The 26380-nt window shown below is 68.1% G+C and carries 25 protein-coding genes; 17 read left to right on the top strand and 8 right to left on the bottom strand.

Annotated elements, in window-relative coordinates; translation table 11 throughout:
- Nucleotide 1: 1 nt before the first annotated feature.
- Nucleotides 2-829, top strand: coding sequence for a DUF3025 domain-containing protein (locus N7367_RS13470; protein ID WP_279942570.1), 828 nt, complete (start codon nt 2-4; stop codon nt 827-829).
- 52 nt (nt 830-881) lie between these two features.
- Here N7367_RS13470 and greB read toward each other — a convergent pair whose 3' ends face one another.
- Both greB and N7367_RS13460 read right to left on the bottom strand, forming a co-directional pair.
- A complete protein-coding gene (greB, locus tag N7367_RS13465; protein ID WP_053516845.1) occupies nt 882-1388 on the bottom strand; it encodes a transcription elongation factor GreB in 507 nt (168 codons plus the stop codon).
- Nucleotides 1389-1423: 35 nt separating this feature from the next.
- Nucleotides 1424-2929: a helicase HerA-like domain-containing protein gene (locus tag N7367_RS13460; protein ID WP_279942569.1), complete on the bottom strand. Its 1506-nt coding sequence runs from the start codon at nt 2927-2929 to the stop codon at nt 1424-1426.
- Nucleotides 2930-3052: 123 nt separating this feature from the next.
- Between N7367_RS13460 and N7367_RS13455 the strand changes: the two genes are divergently transcribed.
- Both N7367_RS13455 and N7367_RS13450 read left to right on the top strand, forming a co-directional pair.
- Nucleotides 3053-4663 (top strand): transglycosylase SLT domain-containing protein, encoded by a 1611-nt coding sequence (locus tag N7367_RS13455; RefSeq protein WP_065174896.1) that lies wholly within the window; start codon nt 3053-3055, stop codon nt 4661-4663.
- Between the two features lie 23 nt (nt 4664-4686).
- A complete protein-coding gene (locus N7367_RS13450) occupies nt 4687-5034 on the top strand; it encodes a ribonuclease E inhibitor RraB (RefSeq protein ID WP_053516848.1) in 348 nt (115 codons plus the stop codon).
- 61 nt (nt 5035-5095) lie between these two features.
- On the opposite strand, the gene asd is transcribed toward N7367_RS13450, so the two are convergent.
- Together asd and N7367_RS13440 are read right to left on the bottom strand one after the other, a co-directional pair.
- A complete protein-coding gene (asd, locus tag N7367_RS13445; RefSeq protein WP_053516850.1) occupies nt 5096-5938 on the bottom strand; it encodes an archaetidylserine decarboxylase in 843 nt (280 codons plus the stop codon).
- Nucleotides 5935-6585 carry an SCO family protein gene (locus N7367_RS13440; protein ID WP_065174897.1) on the bottom strand — a complete coding sequence of 217 codons (651 nt, stop codon included), beginning with the start codon at nt 6583-6585 and terminating at the stop codon, nt 5935-5937. Before N7367_RS13440 ends, asd begins: the two co-directional genes overlap by 4 nt.
- A 122-nt stretch (nt 6586-6707) precedes the next feature.
- Here N7367_RS13440 and prmB point away from each other — a divergent pair, with 122 nt between their 5' ends.
- The 8 genes from prmB to N7367_RS13400 all read left to right on the top strand — a co-directional run bounded on the left by prmB (nt 6708) and on the right by N7367_RS13400 (nt 14714).
- Nucleotides 6708-7637 (top strand): 50S ribosomal protein L3 N(5)-glutamine methyltransferase, encoded by a 930-nt coding sequence (gene prmB, locus N7367_RS13435; protein WP_065174898.1) that lies wholly within the window; start codon nt 6708-6710, stop codon nt 7635-7637.
- Entirely contained in the window at nt 7634-8737 is a 1104-nt protein-coding gene (gene aroC / locus N7367_RS13430; RefSeq protein WP_279942568.1) for a chorismate synthase, read from the top strand. Before prmB ends, aroC begins: the two co-directional genes overlap by 4 nt.
- Nucleotides 8730-9767, top strand: a complete 1038-nt coding sequence (locus tag N7367_RS13425) for a D-glycerate dehydrogenase (RefSeq protein WP_279942567.1) — start codon at nt 8730-8732, stop codon at nt 9765-9767. The genes aroC and N7367_RS13425 overlap by 8 nt, the downstream gene beginning before the upstream one ends.
- Nucleotides 9768-9856: 89 nt before the next feature.
- Nucleotides 9857-10885, top strand: a complete 1029-nt coding sequence (locus N7367_RS13420; RefSeq protein WP_053516858.1) for an aspartate-semialdehyde dehydrogenase — start codon at nt 9857-9859, stop codon at nt 10883-10885.
- 70 nt (nt 10886-10955) lie between these two features.
- Complete coding sequence (locus N7367_RS13415) at nt 10956-12872, top strand: FimV/HubP family polar landmark protein (RefSeq protein ID WP_279942566.1); 1917 nt, start codon at nt 10956-10958, stop codon at nt 12870-12872.
- 26 nt (nt 12873-12898) lie between these two features.
- Nucleotides 12899-13258, top strand: coding sequence for a VOC family protein (locus tag N7367_RS13410; protein WP_065174912.1), 360 nt, complete (start codon nt 12899-12901; stop codon nt 13256-13258).
- A 32-nt stretch (nt 13259-13290) separates the two neighbouring features.
- A complete protein-coding gene (truA, locus tag N7367_RS13405) occupies nt 13291-14061 on the top strand; it encodes a tRNA pseudouridine(38-40) synthase TruA (protein ID WP_053520070.1) in 771 nt (256 codons plus the stop codon).
- The gene (locus tag N7367_RS13400) at nt 14058-14714 is read left to right on the top strand and encodes a phosphoribosylanthranilate isomerase (RefSeq protein ID WP_053520071.1); all 657 of its coding nucleotides are present in this window, start codon (nt 14058-14060) and stop codon (nt 14712-14714) included. The genes truA and N7367_RS13400 overlap by 4 nt, the downstream gene beginning before the upstream one ends.
- 23 nt (nt 14715-14737) lie before the next feature.
- Here N7367_RS13400 and N7367_RS13395 read toward each other — a convergent pair whose 3' ends face one another.
- Nucleotides 14738-15625: a LysR family transcriptional regulator gene (locus tag N7367_RS13395; protein WP_279942565.1), complete on the bottom strand. Its 888-nt coding sequence runs from the start codon at nt 15623-15625 to the stop codon at nt 14738-14740.
- A gap of 96 nt (nt 15626-15721) precedes the next feature.
- On the opposite strand from N7367_RS13395, the gene trpB reads away from it, so the two are divergent.
- The 5 genes from trpB (at nt 15722) to glmM (ending at nt 20881) form a co-directional block, all read left to right on the top strand.
- The gene (gene trpB / locus N7367_RS13390) at nt 15722-16939 is read left to right on the top strand and encodes a tryptophan synthase subunit beta (protein ID WP_180876068.1); all 1218 of its coding nucleotides are present in this window, start codon (nt 15722-15724) and stop codon (nt 16937-16939) included.
- The gene (locus tag N7367_RS13385; RefSeq protein ID WP_279942564.1) at nt 16936-17625 is read left to right on the top strand and encodes a hypothetical protein; all 690 of its coding nucleotides are present in this window, start codon (nt 16936-16938) and stop codon (nt 17623-17625) included. The genes trpB and N7367_RS13385 overlap by 4 nt, the downstream gene beginning before the upstream one ends.
- Nucleotide 17626: 1 nt before the next feature.
- Nucleotides 17627-18436, top strand: coding sequence for a tryptophan synthase subunit alpha (gene trpA / locus N7367_RS13380; protein ID WP_279942563.1), 810 nt, complete (start codon nt 17627-17629; stop codon nt 18434-18436).
- Between the two features lie 205 nt (nt 18437-18641).
- Nucleotides 18642-19517 carry an acetyl-CoA carboxylase, carboxyltransferase subunit beta gene (accD, locus tag N7367_RS13375; RefSeq protein WP_053520076.1) on the top strand — a complete coding sequence of 292 codons (876 nt, stop codon included), beginning with the start codon at nt 18642-18644 and terminating at the stop codon, nt 19515-19517.
- A complete protein-coding gene (gene glmM, locus N7367_RS13370; RefSeq protein ID WP_053520077.1) occupies nt 19517-20881 on the top strand; it encodes a phosphoglucosamine mutase in 1365 nt (454 codons plus the stop codon). Before accD ends, glmM begins: the two co-directional genes overlap by 1 nt.
- Before the next feature lie 85 nt (nt 20882-20966).
- On the opposite strand, the gene N7367_RS13365 is transcribed toward glmM, so the two are convergent.
- From N7367_RS13365 to N7367_RS13355, 3 genes are read right to left on the bottom strand one after another with little or no spacing between them, the layout of a single operon-like run.
- The gene (locus N7367_RS13365) at nt 20967-21824 is read right to left on the bottom strand and encodes a polysaccharide deacetylase family protein (RefSeq protein ID WP_279942562.1); all 858 of its coding nucleotides are present in this window, start codon (nt 21822-21824) and stop codon (nt 20967-20969) included.
- Entirely contained in the window at nt 21817-22962 is a 1146-nt protein-coding gene (locus tag N7367_RS13360; RefSeq protein WP_279942561.1) for a glycosyltransferase family 4 protein, read from the bottom strand. Before N7367_RS13360 ends, N7367_RS13365 begins: the two co-directional genes overlap by 8 nt.
- A gap of 19 nt (nt 22963-22981) precedes the next feature.
- Nucleotides 22982-24865, bottom strand: a complete 1884-nt coding sequence (locus tag N7367_RS13355; RefSeq protein ID WP_111186386.1) for a DUF3413 domain-containing protein — start codon at nt 24863-24865, stop codon at nt 22982-22984.
- Nucleotides 24866-25014: 149 nt separating this feature from the next.
- Here N7367_RS13355 and N7367_RS13350 point away from each other — a divergent pair, with 149 nt between their 5' ends.
- Nucleotides 25015-25992, top strand: coding sequence for a 2-oxoglutarate and iron-dependent oxygenase domain-containing protein (locus tag N7367_RS13350; RefSeq protein ID WP_111186385.1), 978 nt, complete (start codon nt 25015-25017; stop codon nt 25990-25992).
- The last annotated feature ends 388 nt before the right edge of the window (nt 25993-26380 follow it).

The raw sequence follows: 26380 nt of genomic DNA, 5'->3' as shown, positions 1-26380 counted from the left end.
CATGGCCGAGGGTGCTGCCGGCCACGCTGGCAGCCCTCGGCGATTCGTGCCGCCGCCGCGCGCGGCGGTGGACCCGGCGGTGTTCGATCATCCGCTGTTTGCCCGGGTGCGTGCCTTCCGCGATCTTCTGTCCGGCGACCGCTGGCCGACCGTTGCCGAGCTGGATGCGCGGCTGGCGTTGCGCGGGCGGCGACTGGTCGAGCAGGATGCAGCGTTGCTGGCCGATGGCCTGCACTACGAAACGCGCATCGCGCAGGGGCGTATCGCCACCCGTGCGGCGAGCTGGCACGATCTGTTCAATGCACTGGTATGGGCGTGTTACCCGCAGCTGAAGCACGTGCTCAACAGGCGGCAATGCCTGCATGTCGCCACGATGCCAACCGGTCAACGCAATCGCGCGCAGGCGGCGCTGACCCAGTTCGACGAGAACGGCGTGATCGTGTGCGTCCAGGACGATGCGCTGATCGCCGCGTGGGACGCCCACGACTGGCCGATGCTGTTCGCGCTGCCGCACTGGCAGGCCGGTCGCATCACCATCGCCGCGGTGTTCGGCCATGCACTGATGGAACAGGCGTTGCTGCCGGGGCGCCTGCTGGTCGGCAAGTGCGTGGTGGTGCGCGGCGATGATGAGGGTGCCTGCATCGAGACCGTGGCCCGGGCGATCGAGCAGGGCGCGACGGTGACCGATCCGCTGCAGCTGCGCCCGCTGCCACTGGCCGGAATCCCCGGCTGGCACCCGCAGCAGGACGCCGCCTTCCATGGCAACGCCGACTACTTCCGCCCGCTGCGGCAGGGCCGCCTGTACCCGCCGCCGCTCTTGCCCCGGTAGCGCCGGGCCATGCCCGGCGCTGGATTGACAGCAACGCCGGGAGGGCTCGGTGTTACGAAGACGGGTACTCGACGCTGATCACCGCGAAAGTGAACCGGCCGCCCGGCAGTTCCACCGAGAATTCATCGTCCAGGCGCTTCTTCAGCACGGCCCGCGCCAGCGGCGAGTCGATGCTGATCCAGCCCAGGCCGGCGTCGGTTTCATCCGGCCCAACGATGCGGTAACGGCTGGTCTCACCACTGTCGATGTTCTCCAGTTCGATCCATGCACCGAAGAACACCGCTTGTGGATCGGTCGGCGTGGTATCGACCACACGCAGCGATTCGAGCCGCTTCGTCAGGTAGCGCACGCGGCGGTCGATTTCACCCAACTGCTTCTTGCGGTAGGTGTACTCGGCGTTCTCCGAGCGGTCGCCCTCGGCGGCGGCAGCGGCCAGCGCCTTCACCACCTCGGGCCGGCGTACCCGCCACAGGTCGTCCAGCTCGGCTTTCAGCCGGGCGTGGCCGGCGGCGGTGATCAGGGCGGTGCTTTTCTCTGCGGGCGGACGCCAACGGGACATGTAATGCAGCTTCTTCTCAGGAATACGAAAGGGCCTCAGCGCTTGCCGCCGAAGATGCCGCCCAGGATGCCGCGCACGATCTGGTTGCCCAGCTTGGTCCCGACCGTGCGCGTGGTCTGCTTGGCCATGGTTTCAATCATGCCCTGGCGACGCTTGGTGCCGAAGATCGCATCCTTGATCGCCTGGCCGAATCCACCTTCCTGTGCCTCGTCCTGCTCGCGGCTGCGCGCGGCCGGGGTCTGGGCCTGCTCCACGCTCTTCTGCGCCCGCTGGGCCAGCAGTTCGGCGGCCGATTCACGGTTGACCGCCGCGTCGTAGCGGCTGCCGACCGGACTGCCGGCACGCACCTGTGCGCGCTCGGCCTCGGTGACCGGCCCCATCCGGCAGCGGGGCGGCGCGATCATCGTCTGCTGGACCGGCATCGGCACGCCCTTGTCCTGCAACGTGGAAACCAGTGCTTCACCGGTGCCGAGCTGGCTCAGCACCTTGGCGACATCCAGCTTCGGGTTCGGCACGAAAGTTTCGGCAGCGGTCCTGACCGCCTTCTGGTCGCGCGGCGTGAAGGCCCGCAGCGCGTGCTGCACGCGGTTTCCGAGCTGGCCCAGGATGTTGGAGGGCACGTCGTCGGGGAACTGCGAGCAGAAGTACACGCCCACGCCCTTGGAGCGGATCAGCCGCACCACCTGCTCGATGCGCTGCACCAGCGAGGAAGGCGCATCGTCGAACAGCAGGTGGGCCTCGTCGAAGATGAACACCAGCTTGGGCTTGTCGAGGTCGCCCACTTCCGGCAGCTGTTCGAACAGTTCCGACAGCAGCCAGAGCAGGAAGGTCGAGTACAGCTTGGGCTTGAGCACCAGCTGGTCGGCGGCGAGGATGCCGATCACACCGCGGCCGTCGTGATTGACCCGCATGATGTCGGCCAGTTCCAGTGCCGGCTCGCCGAAGAAATTCTCACCGCCGTCCTGCGCCAGCCGCAGCACGGCACGCTGGATCGCTGCGATCGACTGCGCGCTGACCAGTCCGTACTCGGTGGAAATGTCCTTGCGCTCTTCGGCGACCAGGCCGAGCAGGGCCCGCAGATCATCCATGTCCAGCAACAGCAGGCCGCGGTCGTCGGCCAGCTTGAACACGATGTCCAGCACGCCGGCCTGGGTGTCATTCAATTCGAGGATGCGCGCGAGCAGGGTCGGCCCCATCTCGCTGACGGTGGTGCGCACCGGGTGGCCGAGTTTTCCGTACAGGTCCCAGAAGATGGCCGGGCTGCCCGCCGGCGCATAGTCGGCCACGCCGATGTCCGCGGCGCGCTTCAGCAGCGCTTCGCTGCCCGTGCCGGGCACGGCCAGGCCGGACACATCGCCCTTCACATCGGCGAGGAACACCGGAACCCCGAGCCGCGAGAATCCTTCTGCCAGGGTCATCAGGGTCACGGTCTTGCCGGTGCCGGTGGCGCCCGCCACCAGCCCGTGGCGGTTGCCGAGTTTCGGCAGCAGGGTAACGGCCACATCGTCGGTGATGCCTTTGCCGAGCAGAATCGGATCCATGGTCCAGCCCCTGTGGTGAATGCGCCCAATGTTAACCGGCAGCGATGACGGCCCGAAGGTCGGCTTGCCCCGACCTTGGCGGCGCCGCTACTCTGCCTGCCTGTTTCGCACACAGTGCCAAAAATGCCCGTTCCTGTCCTGATTTCCCGCACCTGGCCGTTGCTGGCCCTGGCTGGCCTGGTTTCCCTGGCCCCCGATGCCCACGCCCAGCGGGTTTCCGCCCGGGACAAAGTGAAGGTAGATGCCCTGCAGCAGCGAATGACGGCTGCCGAGAAGCGTTACAGCGATGCGCTGCTGCTGGTGGCCAACGCCGACCCCAAGGGCAGCAACGAGGCCGACGCGGCGCTGGAGGACATGGAGGATGTCATCAGTGAGTGCGTGAAGCAGAAGGGTTGCCAGATGAGCAACATGCTGGCCACCTACAAGCGCCTGCTCAAGCGCGATGCCGATGCGGCCGCGGAAGACGAGGGCGGTGAACTGCCCGCCGAGCGGCTGGAAGCCGATCCCGACCATATCGGTCCGTTGACCGCCGACGTGCCGGAAGCCGCACGCGCAGCGGCACTGCTCAACGACAAGCGGCACGCCTTCGACAACATGGTCGAGTACAACCCGGCCGTCCAGGCCGGCATCCGCCGCTGGCTGACCGACATGCGTCCGGCGCTGCTGACCAGCTACGAGAACTACCAGAACCTGCGTGCCGTGATGTGGCCGGAGTGGGAGAAGCGCGGCCTGCCCGAAGCGCTCCTGTTCGGCATCATGGCCAAGGAATCCAATGGCCGCGTGCATGCGTCCTCGCGCGCTGGCGCCGCCGGCCTGATGCAGTTCATGCCGGCCACCGGGCGGCGTTTCGGCCTCGGTCCGGACGGCACCGGGTTCGATACCCGCTTCGATGCCCACAGCGCTGCTGAAGCCAGTGCGACCTATCTCAACGAGCGCATGCGCGAGCTCAACAACAACATCGAGTTGTCGCTGGCCGGGTACAACGGCGGTGAAGGGCGCGCCCTGCGCGTGGCGCGCGAGAATCCGGGGCAGAGCTTCTGGGTCGACCGTGTCTACAACCAGTTCCCCGGTGAAACCAAGGATTACGTGCCGATGGTGATCGCTGCGGCGTGGATCTTCCTGCACCCCCAGCAGTACGGCGTGGAGTTCCCGAAGATCAGCGCGCAGCCGGCCACCCTGCGCCTGGCGCGCTCGACCACCATCTACGAGCTGACCATCTGCCTGGGCAGCCACGGCACCCGTGATGGCTACATGCGTGCGCTGCGCAACCTCAATCCGCGTTATGAGGCCGATGGCTGGATTCCGGCCGGCACCCTGATCAACGCAACCACCCGCATCGCGAGCCTGTATCAGCGCAACTGCGTGAGCGGACCGCGTGCCGACCTGGCGCGCACCCTGATCACGGCCGACCTCAACGCCGCCATCGTGCGGCCAAGCGCTGCCAGCTACACCGGCAGCGTGGCGGTGGGCGGCGTGGTGCCGGTGGCCGATGCAGCCAGTTCGACCAGCGTACCGACCGCACCGGTGGCGGCAGTGGCCGCGCCTCGGCCGGCACCGGCCGCGCGACCGAAGCCGGCACGCAGCTACAAGGTCGGCCGCGGCGAGACGCTGGGCCGCATCGCGGCCAAGTTCCAGTGCGACGTTCCGACGCTGGCACGCGCCAACGGTCTGAAGGCACCGGCCTACAGCCTGCGCCACGGCCAGGTGCTGAAGCTGCAGGGCTGCGAAAAGTAATCTCCACGACCTCTGGAACTGCCATGGACCTTGAAGCAACCCGCAACCTGTTCGCCAATCTGCGCGAAAACACCGACTGGGACATCAGCGGCCCGCTGCTGTGGGGCTATTTCTTCGTGCATTCCACTGCCGAGCCGCTGCAGGCACTGGCCGCGCATCTGCAGGCGCAGGGCTACACCCTGGTGGAGGTGTTCGAGCAGGAGCCGGACGAGGGGGACGCGCCGTTCCACGTGCTGCATGTGGAGCGCGTGGAGGTCCACGACGAAGCGTCGCTGGATCGCCGCAACCAGGAGCTGGCAGCGCTGGCAGCGCAGATGGGTGTGGAAGACTACGACGGCATGGACGTCGGCCCGGCCCCCACCCTGCAGTAGGGGCCTGTGCGTAGTGCCGGGCGCGTGCCCGGCGCTGCGCAGCAACCCGGTGGCGGGATTGTCAGCGCAGCGTGGCCAGGGCCTGGCCCAGCTGCACCGGTGACTCCGCAGCCAGGTGTGGAGCGAACTCCGCCACGCCCGGCGGCAGCAGCACGACCACGGTCGAGCCATAGTTGAAGCGTGCCATCTCCGCGAAGCGCTCCAGGCGGATGCCCTGGCCGCGATAGTCCTTGCGGGTGATGCGGTCACCGTACTGAGGGATCTCCTCGCCGCTCCACACTGTCTCCACGCCGGAGACCAGCAGCGCGCCGACCATCACGCTCACCATCGGGCCGAAGCTGGTATCGAAATGGCAGACCAGGCGCTCGTTGCGTGCGAACAGGCGTGGCACGCCTGCCACGGCGGCCGGACCCACGCTGAAAAGGCGGCCTGGCACATGCACGGTCTCGCGCAGGGTGCCGGTCCAGGGCATGTGCACACGGTGGTAGTCGCGCGGGGACAGGTAAACGGTCGCGTACAGGCCGTCGTTGAACGGCTTGGCATCCTCGGCGCTGCCCAGCAGCTCGGCGGCGGTGAACGACTGGCCCTTGGCCTGGAAGATGCGGCCGGCCTCGATGTTGCCGAGCTGGCTGACACGGCCGTCGGCCGGCATCACCAGGGTGCGCGGATCGGCATCGGCCACGCGTGCACCCGGTTTCAGCGCACGGGTGAAGAACTGGTTGAAGGTGGCGTAACTGCGCGGGTCGGGGTTGGCGGCTTCGTCCAGATTGACGTTGAACCTGCGGCTGACGGTGTCGATCAGCCAGCGCGACACGCGCGGGTTGTCCGAGTACGCCAGCGAGCGCGCCATCGAGGACAACAGGCGATGGGGCAGGGCGTATGTCAGGGCGGTGGTGAGGCTCATGGGGCGGTTTTCTCGGTCAGCTTCTGCAGGTCGCGGGCGATCGCCGGCGCGTTGAACGGGGGGCGCACCAGGCCGGCGAGCCGGCCCTGCGGATCGAGCACGGCCAGGCTGGCCGAGTGCTCGACGGTGTAATCCTCGGGATTCTCATCGAAATGCTTGCCCGGCACCTTCTGGAACACGAAGCCCAGTGCGGTGGCGAAGCGTTCCAGCGAAGGGACGTCGGCGGTGGCCGCCAGGGTGTCCTTGTGGAAGCCGTGCGCGTACTCGCCAAGGCGGGTGGCGCTGTCGCGCTCGGGATCGACGGAGACGAACAGCACCCGCGGACGCAGCCCGTCGGGCAGTGCTTCCCACTGCTGCTGCGCACCGGCCAGTTCGGCCAGGGTGGTCGGGCACACGTCGGGGCAGAAGGTGAACCCCAGGAACACCAGGGTCCAATGGCCCTTCAACTCGCCCGGAATGAGCCGCGTGCCATCGGACTGGGCCAGGTTGAAGTCGGGCAGCTCGCGCGGCTGCGGGTACAGGGTGATCGCTTCGGTGGCCGGCTGGCCGGCCGGGGGCTTCGGAGCAAAGACCTGCTGCGCGGCGAGCAGGCCCAGGCCCGCCGCCAGGGCGATCAGCAGGATGATGCCGACGTTGCGATTGAACATGGGAGCCCCCGCGCGAAGTGGTCCCCATCATACCGGCTGCGGCCTGATCGTTTCCGTCGCAACGGATGCCGGCGCAGGCGCCAGCCCCTATAATCGGGGGCCACTTTGCCCGCAGTACCGCCATGACCGCTGAAACGGCCGCCGAACTCCACACGATCATCGACCTGATCCGCTACGGCACCAGCCGTTTCAACGCCGCCGGGCTGACCTTCGGGCACAGCTACGACAACGCCCTGGACGAGGCGACCCAACTGGTGCTGCACAGCCTGCACCTGCCGCATGACCTGGGCCCGGCGTACGGCCAGGCGCGGTTGCTGCAGGAGGAGAAGGTGCGGGTGCTGGAGCTGTTCCAGCGCCGCATCGACGAACGTATTCCGGCCGCCTACCTGACCGGCGAGGCGTGGTTCGCCGGCCTGAGCTTCAAGAGCGACGCGCGCGCCCTGGTGCCGCGTTCGCCGATCGCCGAGCTGATCGAGTGTGGTTTCGAACCATGGCTGGCCGGCCGCGACGTCAGCCGCGCGCTGGATCTGTGCACGGGTTCGGGCTGCATCGCCATCGCCATGGGCCACTATTACCCGAACTGGGAGGTGGACGGCGTGGACCTGAGCGACGACGCGCTGTCGCTGGCCGAAGAGAACAAGGAGCGCCTGCAGGCGCACAACGTCACGCTGATCAAGTCCGACCTGTTCAGTGGCCTGATCGGCCGCCATTACGACCTGATCGTCACCAACCCGCCGTACGTCACCAACGACGAGACCGATGCCCTGCCGCAGGAATATTCCTACGAGCCGGAAATGGGCCTGCGTGCCGGCGATGACGGCCTGGACCTGGTGCTGAAGATCCTGCGCGATGCGCCGCTGCACCTGAGCGAGGACGGCCTGCTGATCTGCGAAGTGGGCGAGTCCGAGCAGCACCTGGTCAAGCTGCTGCCGGAAGTGGACTTCGCCTGGATCGAGTTCAAGGTCGGGCAGATGGGCATTTTCGCGGTCGAATGCCGCGAGCTGATCGCCCACAGCGCCCGCATCACCGAACTGGCGGCGCAACGGCCGTGAGCTCCAATTCGTTCGGCAAGCTGTTCACCGTCACCACGTTCGGCGAGTCGCACGGGCCGGCCATCGGCTGCGTGATCGATGGCTGTCCGCCCGGGCTGGCGCTGGACGCGGCCGAATTTGCCCACGATCTGCAGCGCCGTGCCACCGGCAAGAGCCGGCACACGTCGGCGCGGCGCGAGGCCGATGAGGTCGAGATCCTGTCCGGCGTGTACGAGGGCCTGACCACCGGCACGCCGATCGCGCTGCTGATCCGCAACACCGATCAGCGCAGCAAGGACTACGCGAACATCGGCCAGCAGTTCCGGCCGGGCCATGCCGACTACAGCTACTGGCACAAGTACGGCATCCGCGATCCGCGGGGCGGTGGCCGTTCCTCGGCGCGCGAGACCACCATGCGCGTGGCCGCGGGCGTGGTCGCCAAGAAGTGGCTGTCCGAGCGCTTCGGCGTCACCGTGCGCGGGTATCTGTCGCAGCTGGGCGGGATCACTCCTGCAGGTTTCGACTGGTCGGCGGTGGAAGACAATCCGTTCTTCTGGCCGCACGCCGCGCAGGTGCCGGAGCTGGAGGCGTACATGGATGCGCTGCGCAAGTCCGGCGATTCGGTCGGCGCGCGCGTGGACGTGGTTGCCGACAACGTGCCCCCGGGCTGGGGCGAGCCGATCTACGGCAAGCTCGATGGCGAGCTTGCGGCGGCGCTGATGAGCATCAACGCGGTCAAGGGCGTGGAGATCGGCGACGGGTTCGCCAGCGCGGCCCAGAAGGGCACCGAACACCGTGACCTGCTGACCCCGCAGGGTTTCGCCAGCAATCACGCGGGCGGCATCCTGGGCGGCATTTCCACCGGCCAGCCGGTGGTTGCGTCGATGGTGTTGAAGCCGACCTCCAGCCTGCGCCTGCCGGGCCCATCGCTGGACACCGCCGGCAACGTGGTCGAAGTGGTCACCACTGGCCGCCATGATCCCTGCGTCGGCATCCGCGCCACGCCGATCGCCGAAGCGATGGTGGCGCTGGTGCTGATGGACCAGGCATTGCGTCACCGCGCGCAATGCGGCGATGTCGGCACAATCACGCCCCGCATTCCCGGGCAGGTCGATGGCTGAAACGCGGCCGACGGTGTGGGTGAGCCAGCCGCTGATCGAGGCGGTCATCGCGCCGCTGCGTGATCGCGTGCAGCTGCGCACCACCGACGCCGTCACCGTGTGGTCGCCTGAGCAGATCGCCGCACAACTGGCCAGCGCCGATGGCGCGATCATCACCCTCAACGAGCGTATCGGCGCGGCCGAGCTGGCCAATGCCTCGCGGCTGCAGGTCGTTGCCAACGTCGGCGTGGGCTACAACAACCTGGATGTGACCGCGCTCAGCGCGGCGGGCATCCTGGCCAGCAATACCCCCGACGTGCTTACCGAGACCACCGCCGATCTGGGCTTCGCACTGCTGATGGCCGCCGCGCGCCGGATCACCGAATCCGAACGCTGGCTGCGTGAAGGGCACTGGCAGCAATGGTCGTTCCAGACCATGCTCGGTGCAGACATCCACGGCAGCACCCTGGGCATTCTCGGCATGGGGCGGATCGGCCAGGGCATCGCCCGTCGCGGCGCGCATGGTTTTGGCATGAAGGTGCTGTACCACAACCGCTCGCGACTGCCAGCAGATGCCGAAGCAGCAGTCGGTGCCGCTTATGTCGATCTGGATACGCTGCTGGCGCAGTCCGACCATCTGGTGCTCGTGCTGCCTTACACCCCGGCCTCGCACCACCTGATCGACGCCGCTGCGCTGGCGAAGATGAAACCGACGGCCACGCTGGTGAACATCGCGCGCGGAGGCCTGGTCGACGAAACAGCGCTGGCCGATGCACTGGCCCATGGGCGCCTGGCCGCTGCCGGGCTGGACGTCTACGAAGGCGAGCCGGCCGTACGCCCGGAACTGCTGGCGCTGCGCAACGTCGTGCTGACCCCGCACATCGGCAGCGCTTCGCTGGCCACGCGTACGGCGATGGTGCAGCGGGCCGTGGACAACCTGCTGGCCGCGCTCGGCCTGGCCGGCGGGCCGGCGCACATGCCGAGCGCGATCAATGCCGACGCGGCGCTGGCCGCACGTGCCGCCCTGGGCAAAAAAAACGGGAAACGATAGGGAGCCTCCGCGCGTTCCGTCCGAGGAGGTTCCCCGAACCCAGCTGTCGTGCGTGAATTTTTCCCATCCGTTTTCTTGAGAGTTCCCCCATGAGCAATGCACAACGCCGCTTCCATGTCGCCATCGTCGGTGCCACCGGCGCCGTCGGCGAGACCATGCTGGCCATCTTGGCCGAGCGCGGTTTCCCGGTCGGAACCCTGAGCCTGCTTGCCTCCGAGCGTTCGGCCGGTGGTGAGGTCGAGTTCAACGGCGAGAAGGTCAGGATCCAGGACCTGGCGAGCTTCGATCCGAAGGGTGTGGAGATCGCCCTGTTCTCCGCAGGTGGCAGCGTTTCCAAGGAGTACGCACCGAAGTTCGCCGCCGCCGGTGCGGTGGTGATCGACAACTCCTCGGCCTTCCGTTACGACGATGACGTGCCGCTGGTGGTATCGGAGGTCAATCCGGACCAGATCGGCAATCGTCCGCGCGGCATCATCGCCAACCCCAACTGCTCGACCATGCAGATGCTGGTCGCGCTGGCGCCGCTGCATCGTCGCTATGGCATCGAGCGCATCAACGTCTCCACCTATCAGTCGGTGTCCGGCGGTGGACGCTCCGCACTGGAGGAGCTGGGCAAGCAGACCGGCCAGCTGCTGAGTTTCCAGGAGATCGATCCGCAGCGTTTCCCGGTGCAGATCGCCTTCAACCTGATCCCGCACATCGACGACTTCCAGGACAACGGCTTCACCAAGGAAGAAATGAAGCTGGTGTGGGAAACCCGCAAGATCCTGGGCGACGACAGCATCCTGGTGAACCCGACCGCGGTGCGCGTGCCGGTGTTCTACGGCCATTCCGAGTCGGTGGCGATCGAGACCCGCGACAAGGTCACCGTGGCCGAGGCCCGTGCGCTGCTTGAACAGTCGCCCGGCATCGAGGTGGTCGACCGCCATGAAGCCGGCGGCTATCCGACGCCGGTCACCCACGCATCGGGCACCGATGCGGTGTACGTCGGCCGCATCCGCGAGGATCTGTCGCATCCGCGTGGCCTCAATCTGTGGATCGTGTCGGACAACGTGCGCAAGGGCGCAGCCCTGAACGCGGTGCAGCTGGCAGAGCTGGTCGCTGCCGAGCAGCGTTGATCGACAGCCCGGGCTCCCAGGGCTGCTCTGTGCGTGCGGACCCCGGTCCGCACGCTTTATAGTGTCGCCCATGAATAAACGGGCCAAGGGCGCATCGCGCCCGCTCACCTATCTGTCTGCCGCACTGCTGGCTCTGGCCAGCAGTCCGGTGTTCGCGCTGGGGCTGGGCGACATCCGCGTCCTGTCCAGACCCGGTCAGCCGCTGCTGGCGGAGATTCCGGTGGTGTCCGCCGATCCCTCGGAGCTGGAGAATCTGCGCGTGGCGCTGGCATCGCCAGCCACCTTCGAACGTGTCGGCCTGCAACAGCCGACCGGCCTGGTGGGCGAGCTCCAGTTCGAGCTGACCCGCAATGCGCAGGGGCGGGCCGTGGTGCGGGTCACCTCGCAGATGCCGGTGGAGACGCCGTCGCTGAGCTTCCTGGTCGAGGCCGACTGGGGACAGGGACGGTTGGTGCGCGAGTATTCGGCCCTGATCGATGCGCCCTCCAGCGCGCTGGCCGTGGCGGAACCGGAAATCGTCGCACCGGCGGGCACGCTCTCCAATACCATCGCCCGCGATCTGCCCGCCGAGGCGGCGGTACCGGCGCCTGCACAGGGCGGGACGCCGGCCAGTGCGACCACGGCGGCTGCACCGGTGCGTCCGCGCGCTGCCGCTGCACCGTCGTTGCCGCCGGCTGCCGATGGCAGCATTACCGTGCAGCGCGGGCAGACCTTGTCGCAGATCGCCAGCGCGGTCGCCCGCGGCAACCAGGTCAGCCGCGACCGGGCGATGATTGCGCTGCTGCGTGCCAATCCCGAGGCCTTCATCCGGGGCAACATCAACCTGCTCAAACAGGGTGCGGTACTGCGCATGCCCGGCAGTGACGCGCTGGCGGCGGTGGATGCGGCCGAAGCCGGTGCCCTGGTCCGCGAACACGCCGCGCAGTGGCGGCAGGCGCGTACCGTGCCGCAGCCGGCAGGCGTTCCTGCACCTGCGGTCGCTGCGCGGGCCACTTCTCCGGCCGCCGCGGCCGGGGCACGACTTGAGATCGCCCCGGCGCTGGCGTCCGACGCCGCGCACGCGGGCACAACCACCGGCACCGGAGCCGGCAGCGAGGGTGACATGCTGGGCAACGAACAACTTCGCCAGGCGCGCGAGGACATCGCCACCCGCGATGCCGAGATCGGCGAGCTGAAACAGCGTGTGGCCGAACTGGAAACGCTGAAGGCACAACAGCAGTCGCTGATCGCGATGAAGGACAACGACCTGGCGGCGGCTCAGCAACGGCTGGCACAGGCGCCGGGCGCGCGTGACGCCGGAACGCCGTGGTACTGGCTGGGACTGCCGGTGCTGCTGGTGCTGGCAGGCGCCGCATGGTTGCTGCGCCGTCGCAAGCCATCGCCGCTGCCGCCGCTGCGCGAGGAGGACGATGCCGCAGCTCTGGCGGCGGCCGTGCCGGCCGGTGCGGCGCTTGATACGCTGGCCGAGCAGTCTGCGTGGTCTACCGCCGATGCCGACAGCGGGCGCCAGGAGCCGGCGATGCCGGCCTGGGCGACGATCGCCGACGCCCGATCCGAAGACGGATCGGGCGGCACGGACGGGCAGCCGTCGGGCGATGGCAAGGACGAGGCACCGTTGCCGGAACCCGTGACCGACCTGCCGCGCTGGGACGAACCGGTGGACGAGAGGGGTGTTGGCCGGCCGACGGCCCAGGAAGCCGATTCCGGGGTTTCGGTCCCGGACTACGCGCTGCATGCCGAGCAGCAGCCGCAGTTCCGCGGCGTGTTCGACCTGCCCGCCGATCTGCAGGACAACGACGCCCCGTCGGTGGAGGATGCCGGCGACACATGGTCGCCCCGCGCCGGGCAGGAACGCCTGGAACTGGCGATCGCCTACCTGGATCTGGGCGACGCACAGACCGCGCGTACCCTGCTGCTGGAGGTTGCCGAAGGGGGCGACCCGGACTGCCAGGCGCAGGCGCGCGAGCTGCTGGCCCGGCTGCCGTGACCGATACCTTCGACAAGGACCCTGCCATGACCCGCGAGCGTCGCATCGACTATGTTGAGTTCGCGTCCCGCGACCCGGCCGCCAGCCGTGCCTTCTTCGAGAAGGTGTTCGGCTGGTCGTTCGTCGATTACGGCAGCGACTACACCGCCTTCGACGATGGTCGCCTGCAGGGGGGCTTCTTCCGCGGCCAGCCGCAACGCGCCACCGAAGGCGCCCCGCTGCTGGTGCTGTACGCCGATCAGCTGGCCCCGGTCGAAATGGCCGTGCGCCAGGCGGGTGGTGAGGTGGTGCGGCCGGTGTTCTCCTTCCCGGGCGGCAGCCGCTTCCAGTTCGTCGAACCCGGTGGCAATGAACTGGCGGTCTGGTCGGAACGCGATCCGGCCTGAGCGTCGTCCACTCCGCAACATCGAGGTAGCACATGCGTTATGCGCTTGGCGTCGAGTACGACGGCAGCGATTTCAGAGGCTGGCAGAACCTGGGAGAGGGCGGTCCCAGCGTCCAGGCCAGTCTTGAGCAGGCCCTGTCTTCGGTGGCCGACGCGCCGCTGCAGGTGGTCTGCGCTGGCCGAACCGACGCCGGCGTGCACGGCCAGTGCCAGGTCGTGCATTTCGATACCGACGTAGTGCGCGACCCGCGCGCCTGGATGCTGGGTACCACCACCCGCCTGCCGCGCTCGATCGCGGTGCGCTGGTGCGTACCGGTGGCGGAGGATTTCCATGCGCGGTTCTCAGCGCGGGCGCGCCGCTACCGTTACCGGCTGCTCAATCGCGAAGTACGGCCGGCGCTGGACCGGCAGACGCTGAGCTGGGAGCGTCGCGCACTGGACGCGACGCTGATGCACACGGCCGGGCAGGCGCTGCTGGGTGAGAACGACTTCAGCGCGTTCCGCTCGGTCCAGTGCCAGGCCCTGCATGCGCGGCGCGAGCTGCAGTCACTGCAGGTCAGCCGCCACGGCGAGGTGATCGAGGTGGCGGTACAGGGCAATGCATTCCTTCATCACATGGTTCGCAATATCGTCGGTTCGCTGATCCTGGTCGGCAGCGGCGAGAAACCGGTGGAGTGGATCGCCGAGCTGCTGGCCGGAAGGGATCGCACCGTAGCCGGTCCCACTGCACCGCCGCAGGGCCTGGTGTTTCTTGGACCGCTGTACCCCGACAACTGGCATCTGCCCGCCGAGGTCACGCTATGAGCCGCTCCTACTACCGTACACGCATCAAGTTCTGTGGAATGACCCGTGCCGGCGACGTGCGCCTGGCCGGCGAGCTCGGCGTGGATGCGGTGGGTTTCATCTTCGCCCGCGAGAGCAGCCGCCGGGTTGCGCCCGCCGAAGCGCGCGCGATGCGCCAGGCGATCGCGCCGATGGTTGATGTGGTGGCGCTGTTCCGCAACAACAGCAAGGAAGAGGTGCGCGAAGTGCTGCGCACCGTGCGGCCCACCCTGCTGCAGTTCCATGGCGAGGAGGACGAGAGCTTCTGCCGCAGCTTCAACATGCCTTACCTGAAGGCGGTCGCGATGGGGGGACGTGAGGAAGTCAACGCGCGTACCCTGCAACTGCGCTATCCGAGCGCGGCCGGCTTCCTGTTCGACAGCCATGCACCGGGGGGCGGTGGCGGTACCGGTGTTGCATTCGACTGGACCCGCATCCCGACCGGGTTGCATCGGCCATTCCTGCTGGCCGGCGGTCTGACCCCGGACAATGTGTACGACGCGGTGCTGGCGACCCTTCCGTGGGGCGTCGACGTCTCCAGCGGCATTGAACTGGAGCCGGGCATCAAGGACGGCTACAGGATGCGCACCTTCGTCGAGGAAGTGCGCCGCGCCGACTGCACCGTGCTGGAGTAGGACCGGGAGGCTGCGGCGTCACGTTACCTCAGCTGGGCCGCGACCCAGTCCGCCAGGGCGTCGACGCGTGCGTCGGCCTGGCCCTCCGGCCGCGCCAGGACCCAGAAGCCGCCCGTGGCGGCGAAACCCCATGGGGCCAGCAGCCGGCCTGCCGCGAGATCCTCAGCGACCAGCGGCTCCGGCGCGATCGCTGGACCCAGCCCGGCCACCGCCGCTTCCAGCAGGTAGTACAGGTGCTCGAAAGCCGTGCCCAGCCGCAGCCGGGCGGGGTCGAGATCGTGCGCCTGCGCCCACGTCGGCCATGCCTGTGGCCGTGAGCTGGTGTGCAGCAGCGTCTCCTGCAGCAATGCCGAGGGCGGCACATGGCGCAGGCGCTGCGCCGCCGGATGTGACGGTGCCACCACCACGCCCACCCGTTCGAGCGCCAGCTCGCGCACCTGCCAGCCCCGTGGCCACGGCCCCTGCGCCAGCAGCAGGACCGCATCCAGTGCCGCCTGCGCCTCGGTGAAGCTGCCGTCCAGTGCCGACCACTGCAGGCGTACACCGGGCAGTGCGACCTGCAGGGCGGGGAGGCGCGGAATCATCCAGCGCGCCAGCACGCTGCCGCTGCAGCCCAGTACCAGCGCTGGCGACGCCGCGGGCCGCCGCAGCTCGCGCACGCAGTCTTCGATGCCGGCGAAGGCTTCGCTGCAGGCCGCCTGCAACAGTGTTCCCGATGCGGTCAGGCGCAGGCCACGCCCGGCGCGCTGGAACAGGGCCAGGCCCAGATGATCCTCCAGCAGCTTCAGCTGCCGGCTGACCGCACCATGGGTCACATGCAGGTCCTGCGCGGCGCGGCCCACACCGCCCAGACGGGCGGTGGCCTCGAACGCGCGCAGCGCATTGAGTGGCGGCAGCAGGGATCGGCTCATGTGAGATTTCCTGACGATAGGTGCCAGATAATATCCATTTTCCGGTCATGACCCGTGCGCTAGAGTATCCACCTGTCTGAATCACCGGTCCCTGCCATGTCTGCCTCCCCCATTGCCGACTACCACGCCTTCCCGGATGCCCAGGGCCACTTCGGCCGCTATGGCGGCAGCTTCGTCGCCGAAACCCTGGTCGGTCCGCTGCAGGAGCTGGCCCAGGCCTATGACCAGGCCCGCCAGGACCCCGCGTTCCAGGCGGCCTACGACCGCGATCTGGCTCACTACGTGGGCCGGCCGAGCCCGATCTATCACGCCCAGCGCCTGAGCGACCACGTGGGTGGCGCACAGATCCTGCTCAAGCGCGAGGACCTGAACCACACCGGTGCGCACAAGATCAACAACACCATCGGCCAGGCGCTGCTGGCGGCGCGGATGGGCAAGACGCGCATCATCGCCGAGACCGGCGCCGGCCAGCATGGCGTCGCCAGCGCCACCGTTGCCGCACGCCTGGGCCTGGAGTGCGTGGTGTACATGGGCGCCACCGACATCGAGCGGCAGAAGATCAACGTCTACCGGATGAAGCTGCTCGGCGCGACGGTGGTGCCGGTCACCTCCGGTTCGGCGACCCTGAAGGATGCGCTCAATGAAGCGATGCGCGACTGGGTGACCAACGTGCAGGACACCTTCTACATCATCGGTACCGTGGCCGGCCCGGACCCGTATCCGCGCATGGTGCGCGATTTCAATGCCATCGTCGGCCGCGAAGCGCGCGAACAGATGCTGGCTGAGTATGGCCGGCTGCCGGATGCGATCACGGCGTGCGTGGGTGGCGGCAGCAACGCGATCGGCCTGTTCCATGCCTTCCTCAACGACCGCCAGGTCGAGATCATCGGCGCCGAAGCGGCCGGTGACGGTATCAACACAGGCCGCCATGCCGCCTCGATCGCGGCAGGGCGTCCAGGCGTGCTGCATGGCAACCGCACCTACGTGCTGTGCGACGACGACGGCCAGATCATCGAGACCCACTCGGTGTCGGCCGGCCTGGATTATCCGGGGGTCGGCCCGGAGCACGCGTTCCTGGCCGACAGCGGGCGCGCGCGCTATCTCGGCATCACCGACGAAGAAGCGCTGCAGGCGTTCCATCTGCTGGCACACACCGAGGGCATCCTGCCGGCGCTGGAGTCCAGCCACGCGCTGGCGCAGGCGATCAAGCTGGCGCGCGAGCGTCCGCGCGACCAGATCGTGCTGTGCAATCTGTCCGGGCGTGGCGACAAGGACGTGCATACCATCGCCGCACGCGAAGGGCTGGTGCTGTGAGGCCCATGCTGCGCCATGGCGGCGCGCTGGTACTGGCAGTGGGGCTGGGCGGCTGCACGCCGCCCGATCCGCCGGTGCTGGCGCCCGCGGCGACGTCTCCGGCGGCCATCGCCCCGGCCCGCCAGGTGGCCAGCAACGACGACGATGCCGCCCATCACCCGATCGAGGATGCACCGTTGCCTGCAGCAGGGGAGGTCACGGATGACGGGGCCGCGCCGACGGTGGCTTCGGTCGCGCTGGACCATGCCGGCGAGGTGCTGATCGGCCAGCCTTTCAGCGAACTGCAGGCCGAGGCGCAGTGGCACTCGGCTGGCCTCGCCGAGGCGACGGCCGGGCGCTGCGACTATTACGAGCGCGGCACGCTGCCCGAGGGCGTGGCGATGCTGGTGCAGGACGGCAACGTGGTGCGTTTCGACCTGGCTCCGATCGACGATTCGGGACTGGTGGTGACCCAGCCCGGGCCGTTCGGACTGCGCCTGGACATGCCGCGTGCGCAGGTGCTGCAGCAGATGCCGCGGGGCGTCATCGCCGCTGCGCTGGGCGTTGATGCTGACGCCGGCGAATCCCTGCTCTGGCAGGACCCCGGTTCCGATCTGGCGATCCGCGTGGAGATCGTGGATGGCACCGTATCCAGAATGCATTGGGGCGCCAGCGGCGCCGTTGACCTGATCGAAGGATGTACCTGACATGTCCGTATCCCGACTCGACGCCTGTTTCCAGCGCCTGCGCGAACAGCAGCGCAAGGCACTGATTCCCTTCGTCACCGCTGGCGATCCTCTGCTGGAAGCAACCGTGCCGGTCATGCATGCACTGGTTGAGGCGGGCGCCGATGTGATCGAACTGGGGGTGCCGTTCTCCGATCCGATGGCCGACGGCCCGACCATCCAGCGCAGTTCCGAACGTGCGCTGGCGCGCGGTGCAGGCAGCCGTTACGTCCTGCAGGCGGTAGCGCAGTTCCGCCAGCGCGATGCGCAGACGCCGGTGGTGCTGATGGGCTATCTCAATCCTGTGGAGATCCATGGCTACGCGGCATTCGCCAAGGCTGCGGTGACCGCCGGCGTGGATGGCGTGCTGCTGGTCGACCTGCCGCCGGAGGAAGCCGGCGAAGCCCAGCAGGCCTTTGATGCGGAAGGCCTGGCCCTGGTCCTGCTTGCCTCCCCGACCACCAGCCCGGCACGCGCGGACAAACTGCTCGCGCTGGCGCGGGGCTACCTGTACTACGTCAGTTTTGCCGGTGTCACCGGTGCGTCCGACCGCCTCGACAGCGAGGCCGCCAGCGTACGCCTGCAGGCGCTGCGTGAACGGGCCACGGTCCCGGTAGTGGCCGGCTTCGGCATCCGCAATGCCGCCAGTGCTGCAGCTATGGCACGCGAGGCGGACGGTGTGGTGGTGGGCAGCGCCCTGGTCGCGGCATTGGCCGAAGCGAGCTCGGCGGAAGAAGCGGCCCAGCGGGCGCACGCGTTCCTGGCGCCCCTGCGCCAGGCCTTGGACGCCTGACGCCAGCGCCCGGCCATGCCCGGCGGTGCGCGCTACGGGGTATCCGCCGGGCGTGGCCCGGCGCTGCCTGCGCTAAACGTACGTCCCAGCATGGTTTTTCCGCCGCCGCCCACAGGCCGGCAAGGGGTGCACGGGCGGGGAAAGCGGAGCTAGACTGTCCGCCTTTGCGGCCCCCGGGCCGCCCTGAACGGAAGTGTCCTCCCGCATGAGTTGGCTCAGCAAGTTGATGCCGTCCGGCATCCGCACCGACAACACCCCCAGCAAGAAGCGCAGCGTCCCCGAGGGCCTGTGGGAAAAGTGCAGCAACTGCGGCAGCGCGCTGTACCGGCCGGAACTGGAAGAGAACCTGGAGGTCTGCCCGAAGTGCGGCCACCACATGGCGATCCGCGCGCGCGCGCGCCTGGCCGCGCTGTTCGATGCGGACAGCACCACCGAGATCGGTGCGCGCCTGGGGCCGACCGACCTGCTGAAGTTCAAGGACCAGAAGAAGTACAGCGAGCGCATCAAGATCGCGCAGAAGAACACCGGCGAGTACGACGCGCTGATCGCCATGCGCGGCCTGCTCAAGGGGCGTCCGCTGGTCGCGTCCTCGTTCGATTTCGCCTTCATGGGCGGTTCGATGGGTTCGGTGGTCGGCGAGCGTTTCTCGCTGGCGGCCGAGGCTGCCGTGGAGATCGGTGCGCCTTACGTCTGCTTCTCCGCCAGTGGCGGCGCGCGCATGCAGGAAGGCCTGTTCTCGCTGATGCAGATGGCCAAGACCTCGGCTGCGCTGGGCAAGCTGCGCGAAGCCGGCCTGCCGTACATCTCGGTGCTGACCCATCCCACCACCGGTGGCGTGTCGGCCTCGTTCGCGATGCTGGGTGACATCAACATCGCCGAGCCGCAGGCGCTGATCGGATTCGCCGGGCCGCGCGTGATCGAACAGACCGTGCGCGAGAAACTGCCGGAAGGTTTCCAGCGTTCGGAATTCCTGCTGGAGCATGGTGCCATCGACCAGATCTGCGACCGCCGCGAAATGCGTGACCGCCTGTCCGACCTGCTGGCGATGCTGGGCCGCCAGCCGGCGCCGGAGGTGGCTTGATGGGAGGCCGCAAGTACTTCGGTACTGATGGCATCCGCGGACGTGTCGGTGAGGGAGCGATCTCGGCCGACTTCGTGCTGCGCCTGGGCAATGCGTTGGGCCGCGTGCTGGTGGCCCGGCACGGCCAGGACGGGCGCCGCCCGATCGTGGTGATCGGCAAGGACACCCGCATTTCCGGCTACATGTTCGAGGCGGCGCTGGAGGCGGGCCTGGTCGCCGCCGGCACCGATGTGCAGCTGCTCGGCCCGATGCCCACCCCGGCGGTGGCGTTCCTGACCCGCACCTTGGGCGTTGATGCAGGCATCGTCATCAGTGCTTCGCACAATCCGCATTACGACAACGGCATCAAGTTCTTCTCCGCACAGGGCGAAAAACTGGACGACGCCACCGAACTGGCGCTGGAAGCCGCGCTGGACGTGCCGTTCACCACGGCCGAATCGGAGCGGCTGGGCAAGGCGTCGCGCGCGCGCGAGGCGGTGGGCCGCTACATCGAGTTCTGCAAGGCCAGCGTGCCACGTGCGTTCGATCTGCGTGGCGTACGTCTGGTGCTGGACTGCGCGCATGGTGCCACCTACCAGATCGCCCCGCTGCTGTTCCGCGAACTGGGTGCCGAGGTCATCGGCATCGGTGCCGAGCCGAACGGGGTGAACATCAATGCCGGCGTCGGTTCGACCCATATCGACAACCTCGCCGCCAAGGTCCGCGAGACCCGTGCCGATCTCGGCATCGCCTTCGACGGTGACGGCGATCGCGTGCTGATGGCTGACGACCAGGGCAATCCGGTCGACGGCGATGACCTGCTGTACATCCTGGCACGCACCTGGCAGGCGGAAGGTCGCCTGCGTGGGCCGGTGGTCGGCACGCTGATGAGCAACTATGGACTGGAGAAGGCGCTGGCCGACCTGCAGATCCCGTTCCAGCGCAGCAACGTCGGCGACCGCTACGTGCACCAGGCGCTGATCGAAGGTGACGGCGTGCTCGGTGGCGAAGCCTCGGGCCATCTGCTGTGCCTGGACCGGGCCACGACCGGTGACGGCATCGTCAGTGCGCTGCAGGTCCTGCTTGCGCTGCGCAGCAGCGGACAGACACTGCGGCAGGCGTTGCAGCCGCTGGTGAAGGTCCCGCAGAAGACGGTGAACGTGCGGTTGGGCAATGTCTCGGCCAAGACCACCGTGCAGGCCGAAAGCGTGCAGTCGGCACTGCTGGAGGCGCAGCAGGCCGTGGCCGGCCGTGGGCGCGCATTCCTGCGCCCGTCCGGCACCGAGCCGGTGGTGCGGGTGACGGTCGAGGCCGATGACGCAACACTGATGCAGGACACGCTGGATCGCCTGTCGGCCGCAGTGAAGGCCGCCGCCGCGGCCTGAGCCCGCAGGTGGTTCCGCAACGGACAACGCCCCGGACGACCGGGGCGTTTTCTGTTCAGAGGGCCGCTGCTGGGCCGAGGCGGACTCAGGGGCCCGGCACCATCTTCTTCTGGCGGGCCTTGAAGCCGTTGAACAGCGGCGCGATCAACGGGTTGTAGCTCTGCGCGATGCGCTTGCGCAACCAGCTGGCCGGCCGGTTGCGGATCGCGAAGCGGTAGATGCGTTCGGGATCGCCGCCGATCACGTTGCGGCCGAACGGGTGGGTGGTATGCAGGTAACGGAACCCCTGCTCGCGCGCGACTTCGACATGGTCATCGTCGAAGTCACCGTACGGCCAGCACAATGTGTCCGAAACTGCGCCCAGCTTGTCCTGCAGGACCCGGCGCGAGAGTGCCAGGTCGTTGCTGATGCCGGCCCGGCGCTGCGCGCGGTCCAGGTCTTCGCGGCGCAACCAGCGTGTATGGGTGTGGGTATGGCAATGCACCTCGAAGGTGCCCGCGTCGATCGCCGCGCGCGCTTCGCTCCAGCGCATCATTACATCGTCGCTGCGCCCCTGCTCGTAGATGGCGGCCTCGCAGCCGCGATGGTCCGGCGTTGCCGGCAGTACCGCGCCGGGCAGGCCTGCATGCGGCCGCACCGGGCCTTCGCCCATCCATCCGGTGACCACGAACACCACCGCGTGCATGCCGTACTTCTGCAGGATCGGATGCGCGTAGACCCAGTTGTCCAGGTAGCCATCGTCGAAGGTGATGACGATCGACCGGCGCGGCACCGGCCTGCCGGCCAGGAACCCGGCGTACTGCTCCAGTGTCAGTGAGGTCCAGCCACTGTTGGCCAGCCAGGCAATCTGGCTTTCGAAATTCTCCGGCGACACCGTGATCATGCCGGGCGACGGACTGACGTGATGGTGCATCAGCACCGGTACGGTTCGGGCATCAGCCATGTCCCAGCTCCTTCAGCCACTGGCGGTAGTAGTGTTCGGTGGTCTCGCCGTGGCCGGTGGGTGTGAAGCGGTGCGCAGCGCGCATCCATTCCCAGCCGGCACGGCCCATCTGCCGGCGCCGTTCCGGATCGTCCACCAGCAGGCGCAGAGCGCCCGTCAGGGCAGCATTGTCGCCCAGCCGGGTGAGGATCGCATTGCTGCCGTCCACGACCATCTCCGGCACGCCACCAACCCGCGTCGCCACGATCGGCACGCCGACGTACGCCGCTTCCAGGAACACGGTGCCGGCGGCTTCCTTGTGCGAGGCGAGGGCGAAGATATCGAAGCCGGCCATCAGCCGGCAGGCGCCGTCGCGGTAGCCGAGCAGGTGGACCTGCGACTGCAGGCCGTGCTCGGCGCACATCGCCTGCAGGCGCTCCATCACTGGCTGCCCGTCGCCGATCACCACCAGGTGCAGGTTCGGATTGGCCTTGCACAGCGGCACCATTGCCTGCAGCAGATCGGCATGGCCCTTGGGCTCGCGCAGCACCGCCACGCAGCCGACCACGATGTCCTGTTCGCCGAAGCCGAGCTCGGCACGGACTTCGGCACGCACGTCCTGCAGGCACTGCCACGGATTTTCCTTGCGGATATCGGTCCAGCGCGGTGGAACCGCGATCGGCGGCACGATGCCGATGCGCTCAGCGGGAATGCCACGGTCGGCCAGCAGCTGCTTGACGAAGCTGCTGACGGTCAGCACCCGGTGCGGCAGGCCGGTATAGGTCAGCAGCGAGTTGACCGGACTCATCAGGTGGCGCGAGCGCACCACCAGCGGCGCACCGCCGAGGCGGGCGCCGGCGGCGGCAATCAAGGCGTCGCGACGGCTGGTGGTGTTCACCACGTCATAGCGTTCGCGGCGCACCAGGCGCGAAACCGACCAGATGCCGCGCAGCAGGCGCGCCAGCCCTCCCATGCGCAGCGTATGCACGGTGAAGCCGTCATCGCGCGCCAGCTGCGCCAGCCGTGCCTCGGGCTGGCACAGCAGCGAGACGTCGTGGCCGCGCGCGCGCATGGCCTGCATGTGGCGGAAGATGTAGATCTCCTGCCCGCCCATTCCCTTGGCGGCTTCGGTGTGCAGGATGCGCAGCGAACGTTTCATGCGGACTCGATCCTTGATATCAACGATTGCGGAAGCGCGTCAGCGCTTCCCAGGCGGAACGGATCGCGGCTGCGTCCGGCGCCTGTTGTGGCAGTGGGCGATAGTGCCGATCCAGCGCGGTGGCATTGCCGAACTTGTCGAACACGTAGAGGGCATCGCCGTGGCGGACGGCGCGCTGCGACCAGCTCTCCACCACCAGGGCACGGAGCCCTTCCGGGGCCGCCAGCAGATCCTGGCCGGTGCTGTAGTCGGCCAGCGGGTTCTCGCAGCCCAGGGCGTGCCGCATCAGCGTGGGCACCCAGTCCTCATGCGAGCTGGTGCGCGCATCACGGCCGCTGGCCTCGCCCGGCCAGTGCAGCACGAACGGCACCTGCAACTGGTAGTCGGAGAAGTTGCCGTTGTGGCCCCAGTAGTTCAGCGCGAGGTCGTTGAACTCCTCTGCGTGATCGCCAGTGACCAGCACGATGGTGTCCTGCTCCAGGCCCTGCGCACGCAGGGTATCGAGCAGCGATCCGACCAGGCTGTCGGCGTAGTGGACGGAGGTGTGATAGCGGTTCAGTTCCGGCGTCGGATCGTGGTCCGGCCCGAACTTGAGGAAGTCGATGTCCGCGGCCATCGGCGTGGCCAGGGGCGGATAGTCGGCCGGCAGGTGGTAGGGCGCGTGGGTGGAGTCGAGGAACACGAAACCGAACCACGGGCGCTGCGCGGCCTGGCTGTTACGGATGTCCTGCTGCAGCGACGCGACGATGGCACGGTCGCGGCCATCGGGCTTCAGTGCCGACGGCCCCTGGTGCAGCTGGTCACGGACATCGGCGAACACGGTGCGGTCGAATTCAGGGCTGTACATCGGCGCGCTGCCGTACAGGTGCAGGTCATAGCCCTGCTGTCCCAGGACCTGGAACAGCTGCGAGCCACGCTGCTCGTCAAGCATGCTTGCCCAGTAGCCACCGGGAAGGCCGTAGAGCAGGCCGAACAGGCCGTAGCGGGTGGCGTTGCCGGTGCTGAAGTGATGCTCGTAGACGCGGGAGGACTGCGCCAATGCCGTGGTGTTCGGCATGATCTGTGGCGTCAGCACGTCGTGGCGGAGTGATTCGAGTACCACCATCAGCACGTTCGGCCGCCGGTGGCTCTGGCAGCGCAGCGGATGCAGCGGGTAGTGCAGCTGGGCATGGCGGGGGTCGGGCAGGCCCGCCTGCTGCTGGCTGACCACGCCCAGGCGACGCATGAAGCTCTTGGCGGTGATCGGCTGCGCCCAGGGCAGGTAGTTCCACTGGCTGATCACGTCACGCTCGCCGCGTGCATCGTAATAGGCGGTCGCCACCTGGCCACCTGCCATCAGCAGGATGACCAGTGTCCATGCCTGCAGGACGTGGCGCCGTCGGGGCAGGGCGGGCAGCAGCTTCCAGCAGGCCCACGCCAGCAGGGCTTCGGCGGCGAAGATGGCCGATACCAGGGCGATCGCCTGCAGCCAGGTCTTCCACGACAGTGCGACCTGATCGTGCAGCGCGCCGCCGAACACCATGTTCGCCACCATGGCATTGAGGTGGAAGCGGTACAGCGCGAACACCTTGGCATCGACCAGCAGCAGGCACAGCCACAGGCCCTGCAGCACCACCGCGCCGATGCTCAGAGGACGCGCGCTGCGGGCCCACAGTCCGAGCAGCAGCGGCAGCAGGCCGGCCAGCGCGCCGAACGCCAGCAGGTGGCCGGGCAGGGCAACGGCCAGATACGCCAGGCCGACGGGGCCGCCGGGGTTGTCCCGCAGCGGCACGTTGCCCAGGGTGATGACGGCTGCCAGTACGGCGTTCGCCGCCACGAACAAGGACCACCAGGCCAGCCGGCGCCAGTGCTGGGTACAACCGGGTCGGGAAGCTGGATCGGCGGCGGGTGGAGCGGAGGGCATCGTCGGTACGTGTTCAGCAGGAGCGGGACAAGGGGGCGGCGCCGCCGCGGCCGGCGGATCCGCGCGCGGGTCGCGCATTGTATCGGTTTGTTTCAACGTATCGGTGTCGACCTGCGGGCGATCTGTCACAATGTTCAGGTGGGCCCTGAATGCGGCGGCCCTCCAGACCCAATGACAAGCCAGGAACCGCTGTGAGCCAGATCCCGACCCTCGACATCACCCGTTTTGACAGCGACCGCGAGGCCTTCGTGGCCGAGCTGGGGGCGGCCTATCGCCAATGGGGATTCGCGGGCATCCGCAACCACGGCATTCCGCAGGCCGACATCGACGCGGCCTACGATGTCTTCAAGGCCTTCTTCGCCCTGCCGGAGGAGGTCAAGCGGAAGTACCACGTGGCCGGCGGCGGCGGTGCACGTGGCTATACCCCGTTCGGCGTGGAAACCGCGAAGGGGTCCAAGCACTTCGATCTGAAGGAGTTCTGGCACATCGGCCGGGAGATCGGCGACGACTCCAGGTACCGCGACGTGATGCCGCCGAACCTGTGGCCGACCGAGGTCGAGGGCTTCCGTGAGCGGGGCTATGGCCTGTACCAGGCGCTGGACAACCTCGGGTCGCGCGTGCTGTCGGCGCTGGCGCTGCACATCGGCCTGCCGGAGGATTTCTTCGCCGACAAGACCAATTTCGGCAACTCGATCCTGCGCCCGATCCATTACCCGCCGATCACCACCGACGACATTCCCAACGTGCGTGCCGGTGCGCATGGCGACATCAACTTCATCACCCTGCTGGTCGGTGCCAGCGCGGCGGGCCTGGAGGTGCAGTCGCACGATGGCAAGTGGGTGCCGTTCACGTCGGATGCGGACACCATCGTGGTCAACATCGGCGACATGCTGCAGCGCCTGACCAATCACGTGTATCCCTCGACCATCCATCGCGTGGTCAATCCCCCGGGCGAGCTGGCCCGCCAGCCGCGCTACTCGGTGCCGTTCTTCCTGCACCCGAACCCGGACTTCCTGATCGACGTGCTGCCGTCCTGCATCACCCCGGAGAACCCGAGCCGGTATCCGGAGCCGATCACCGCCCACGGCTTCCTCGAGGAACGCCTGCGCGAGATCAAGCTGAAGTAATGAAAAGGCCGCCGCGAGGCGGCCTTTCCATTACGGGTAGCGCCGGGCCGTGCCCGGCGAGCGCAGTGGAAGGTGCCCGGCAGGGCGGCACCCTGCACCCGCAGAGGCCAAAGCCAAAGCTAAAGCCAAAGCGGCTCTGGGATGTTCCGTGGGGAGGCGGGGAGGCGTCGGATGGCGGGGACGCCGTAAACCCATCCCTGGGGGCTTGGCCGCGGCATCCATGCCGCGGACACCCCGCCATCCGACACCTCCCCGCCTTCGACAGTTTCCCGGTGACGGTTGGATGGGATCTGTCAGGTCGAGGTGGGGCCGGGGTCAGATCCGGATCTGACCCCGGCAGTCACCCGCAATGCCGCTTTTGCCTTTGATCTTCTTTTCTCTTTCCGTG

This window comes from Stenotrophomonas sp. GD04145, from assembly GCF_029835135.1.
Taxonomy (GTDB): Bacteria; Pseudomonadota; Gammaproteobacteria; order Xanthomonadales; family Xanthomonadaceae; genus Stenotrophomonas; species Stenotrophomonas maltophilia_P.
Note: the sequence above shows the minus strand (reverse complement) of the source record. Positions and strands in the feature narration are given on the sequence as shown.

What these genes read in the sequence shown, in the direction of transcription:
- trpA (WP_279942563.1), top strand. Translation starts at nt 17,627, where the DNA reads ATGTCCGTATCCCGACTCGACGCCTGTTTCCAGCGCCTGCGCGAACAG.
- truA (WP_053520070.1), top strand. Translation starts at nt 13,291, where the DNA reads ATGCGTTATGCGCTTGGCGTCGAGTACGACGGCAGCGATTTCAGAGGC.
- N7367_RS13350 (WP_111186385.1), top strand. Translation starts at nt 25,015, where the DNA reads ATGCGGCGGCCCTCCAGACCCAATGACAAGCCAGGAACCGCTGTGAGC.
- N7367_RS13440 (WP_065174897.1), bottom strand. Translation starts at nt 6,585, where the DNA reads ATGTTCAATCGCAACGTCGGCATCATCCTGCTGATCGCCCTGGCGGCG.
- greB (WP_053516845.1), bottom strand. Translation starts at nt 1,388, where the DNA reads ATGTCCCGTTGGCGTCCGCCCGCAGAGAAAAGCACCGCCCTGATCACC.
- N7367_RS13365 (WP_279942562.1), bottom strand. Translation starts at nt 21,824, where the DNA reads ATGGCTGATGCCCGAACCGTACCGGTGCTGATGCACCATCACGTCAGT.
- N7367_RS13450 (WP_053516848.1), top strand. Translation starts at nt 4,687, where the DNA reads ATGGACCTTGAAGCAACCCGCAACCTGTTCGCCAATCTGCGCGAAAAC.
- N7367_RS13410 (WP_065174912.1), top strand. Translation starts at nt 12,899, where the DNA reads ATGACCCGCGAGCGTCGCATCGACTATGTTGAGTTCGCGTCCCGCGAC.
- N7367_RS13355 (WP_111186386.1), bottom strand. Translation starts at nt 24,865, where the DNA reads ATGCCCTCCGCTCCACCCGCCGCCGATCCAGCTTCCCGACCCGGTTGT.
- N7367_RS13470 (WP_279942570.1), top strand. Translation starts at nt 2, where the DNA reads ATGGCCGAGGGTGCTGCCGGCCACGCTGGCAGCCCTCGGCGATTCGTG.
- N7367_RS13425 (WP_279942567.1), top strand. Translation starts at nt 8,730, where the DNA reads ATGGCTGAAACGCGGCCGACGGTGTGGGTGAGCCAGCCGCTGATCGAG.
- N7367_RS13360 (WP_279942561.1), bottom strand. Translation starts at nt 22,962, where the DNA reads ATGAAACGTTCGCTGCGCATCCTGCACACCGAAGCCGCCAAGGGAATG.
- prmB (WP_065174898.1), top strand. Translation starts at nt 6,708, where the DNA reads ATGACCGCTGAAACGGCCGCCGAACTCCACACGATCATCGACCTGATC.
- N7367_RS13460 (WP_279942569.1), bottom strand. Translation starts at nt 2,929, where the DNA reads ATGGATCCGATTCTGCTCGGCAAAGGCATCACCGACGATGTGGCCGTT.
- asd (WP_053516850.1), bottom strand. Translation starts at nt 5,938, where the DNA reads ATGAGCCTCACCACCGCCCTGACATACGCCCTGCCCCATCGCCTGTTG.
- N7367_RS13415 (WP_279942566.1), top strand. Translation starts at nt 10,956, where the DNA reads ATGAATAAACGGGCCAAGGGCGCATCGCGCCCGCTCACCTATCTGTCT.
- accD (WP_053520076.1), top strand. Translation starts at nt 18,642, where the DNA reads ATGAGTTGGCTCAGCAAGTTGATGCCGTCCGGCATCCGCACCGACAAC.
- glmM (WP_053520077.1), top strand. Translation starts at nt 19,517, where the DNA reads ATGGGAGGCCGCAAGTACTTCGGTACTGATGGCATCCGCGGACGTGTC.
- N7367_RS13455 (WP_065174896.1), top strand. Translation starts at nt 3,053, where the DNA reads ATGCCCGTTCCTGTCCTGATTTCCCGCACCTGGCCGTTGCTGGCCCTG.
- N7367_RS13395 (WP_279942565.1), bottom strand. Translation starts at nt 15,625, where the DNA reads ATGAGCCGATCCCTGCTGCCGCCACTCAATGCGCTGCGCGCGTTCGAG.
- N7367_RS13420 (WP_053516858.1), top strand. Translation starts at nt 9,857, where the DNA reads ATGAGCAATGCACAACGCCGCTTCCATGTCGCCATCGTCGGTGCCACC.
- N7367_RS13400 (WP_053520071.1), top strand. Translation starts at nt 14,058, where the DNA reads ATGAGCCGCTCCTACTACCGTACACGCATCAAGTTCTGTGGAATGACC.
- trpB (WP_180876068.1), top strand. Translation starts at nt 15,722, where the DNA reads ATGTCTGCCTCCCCCATTGCCGACTACCACGCCTTCCCGGATGCCCAG.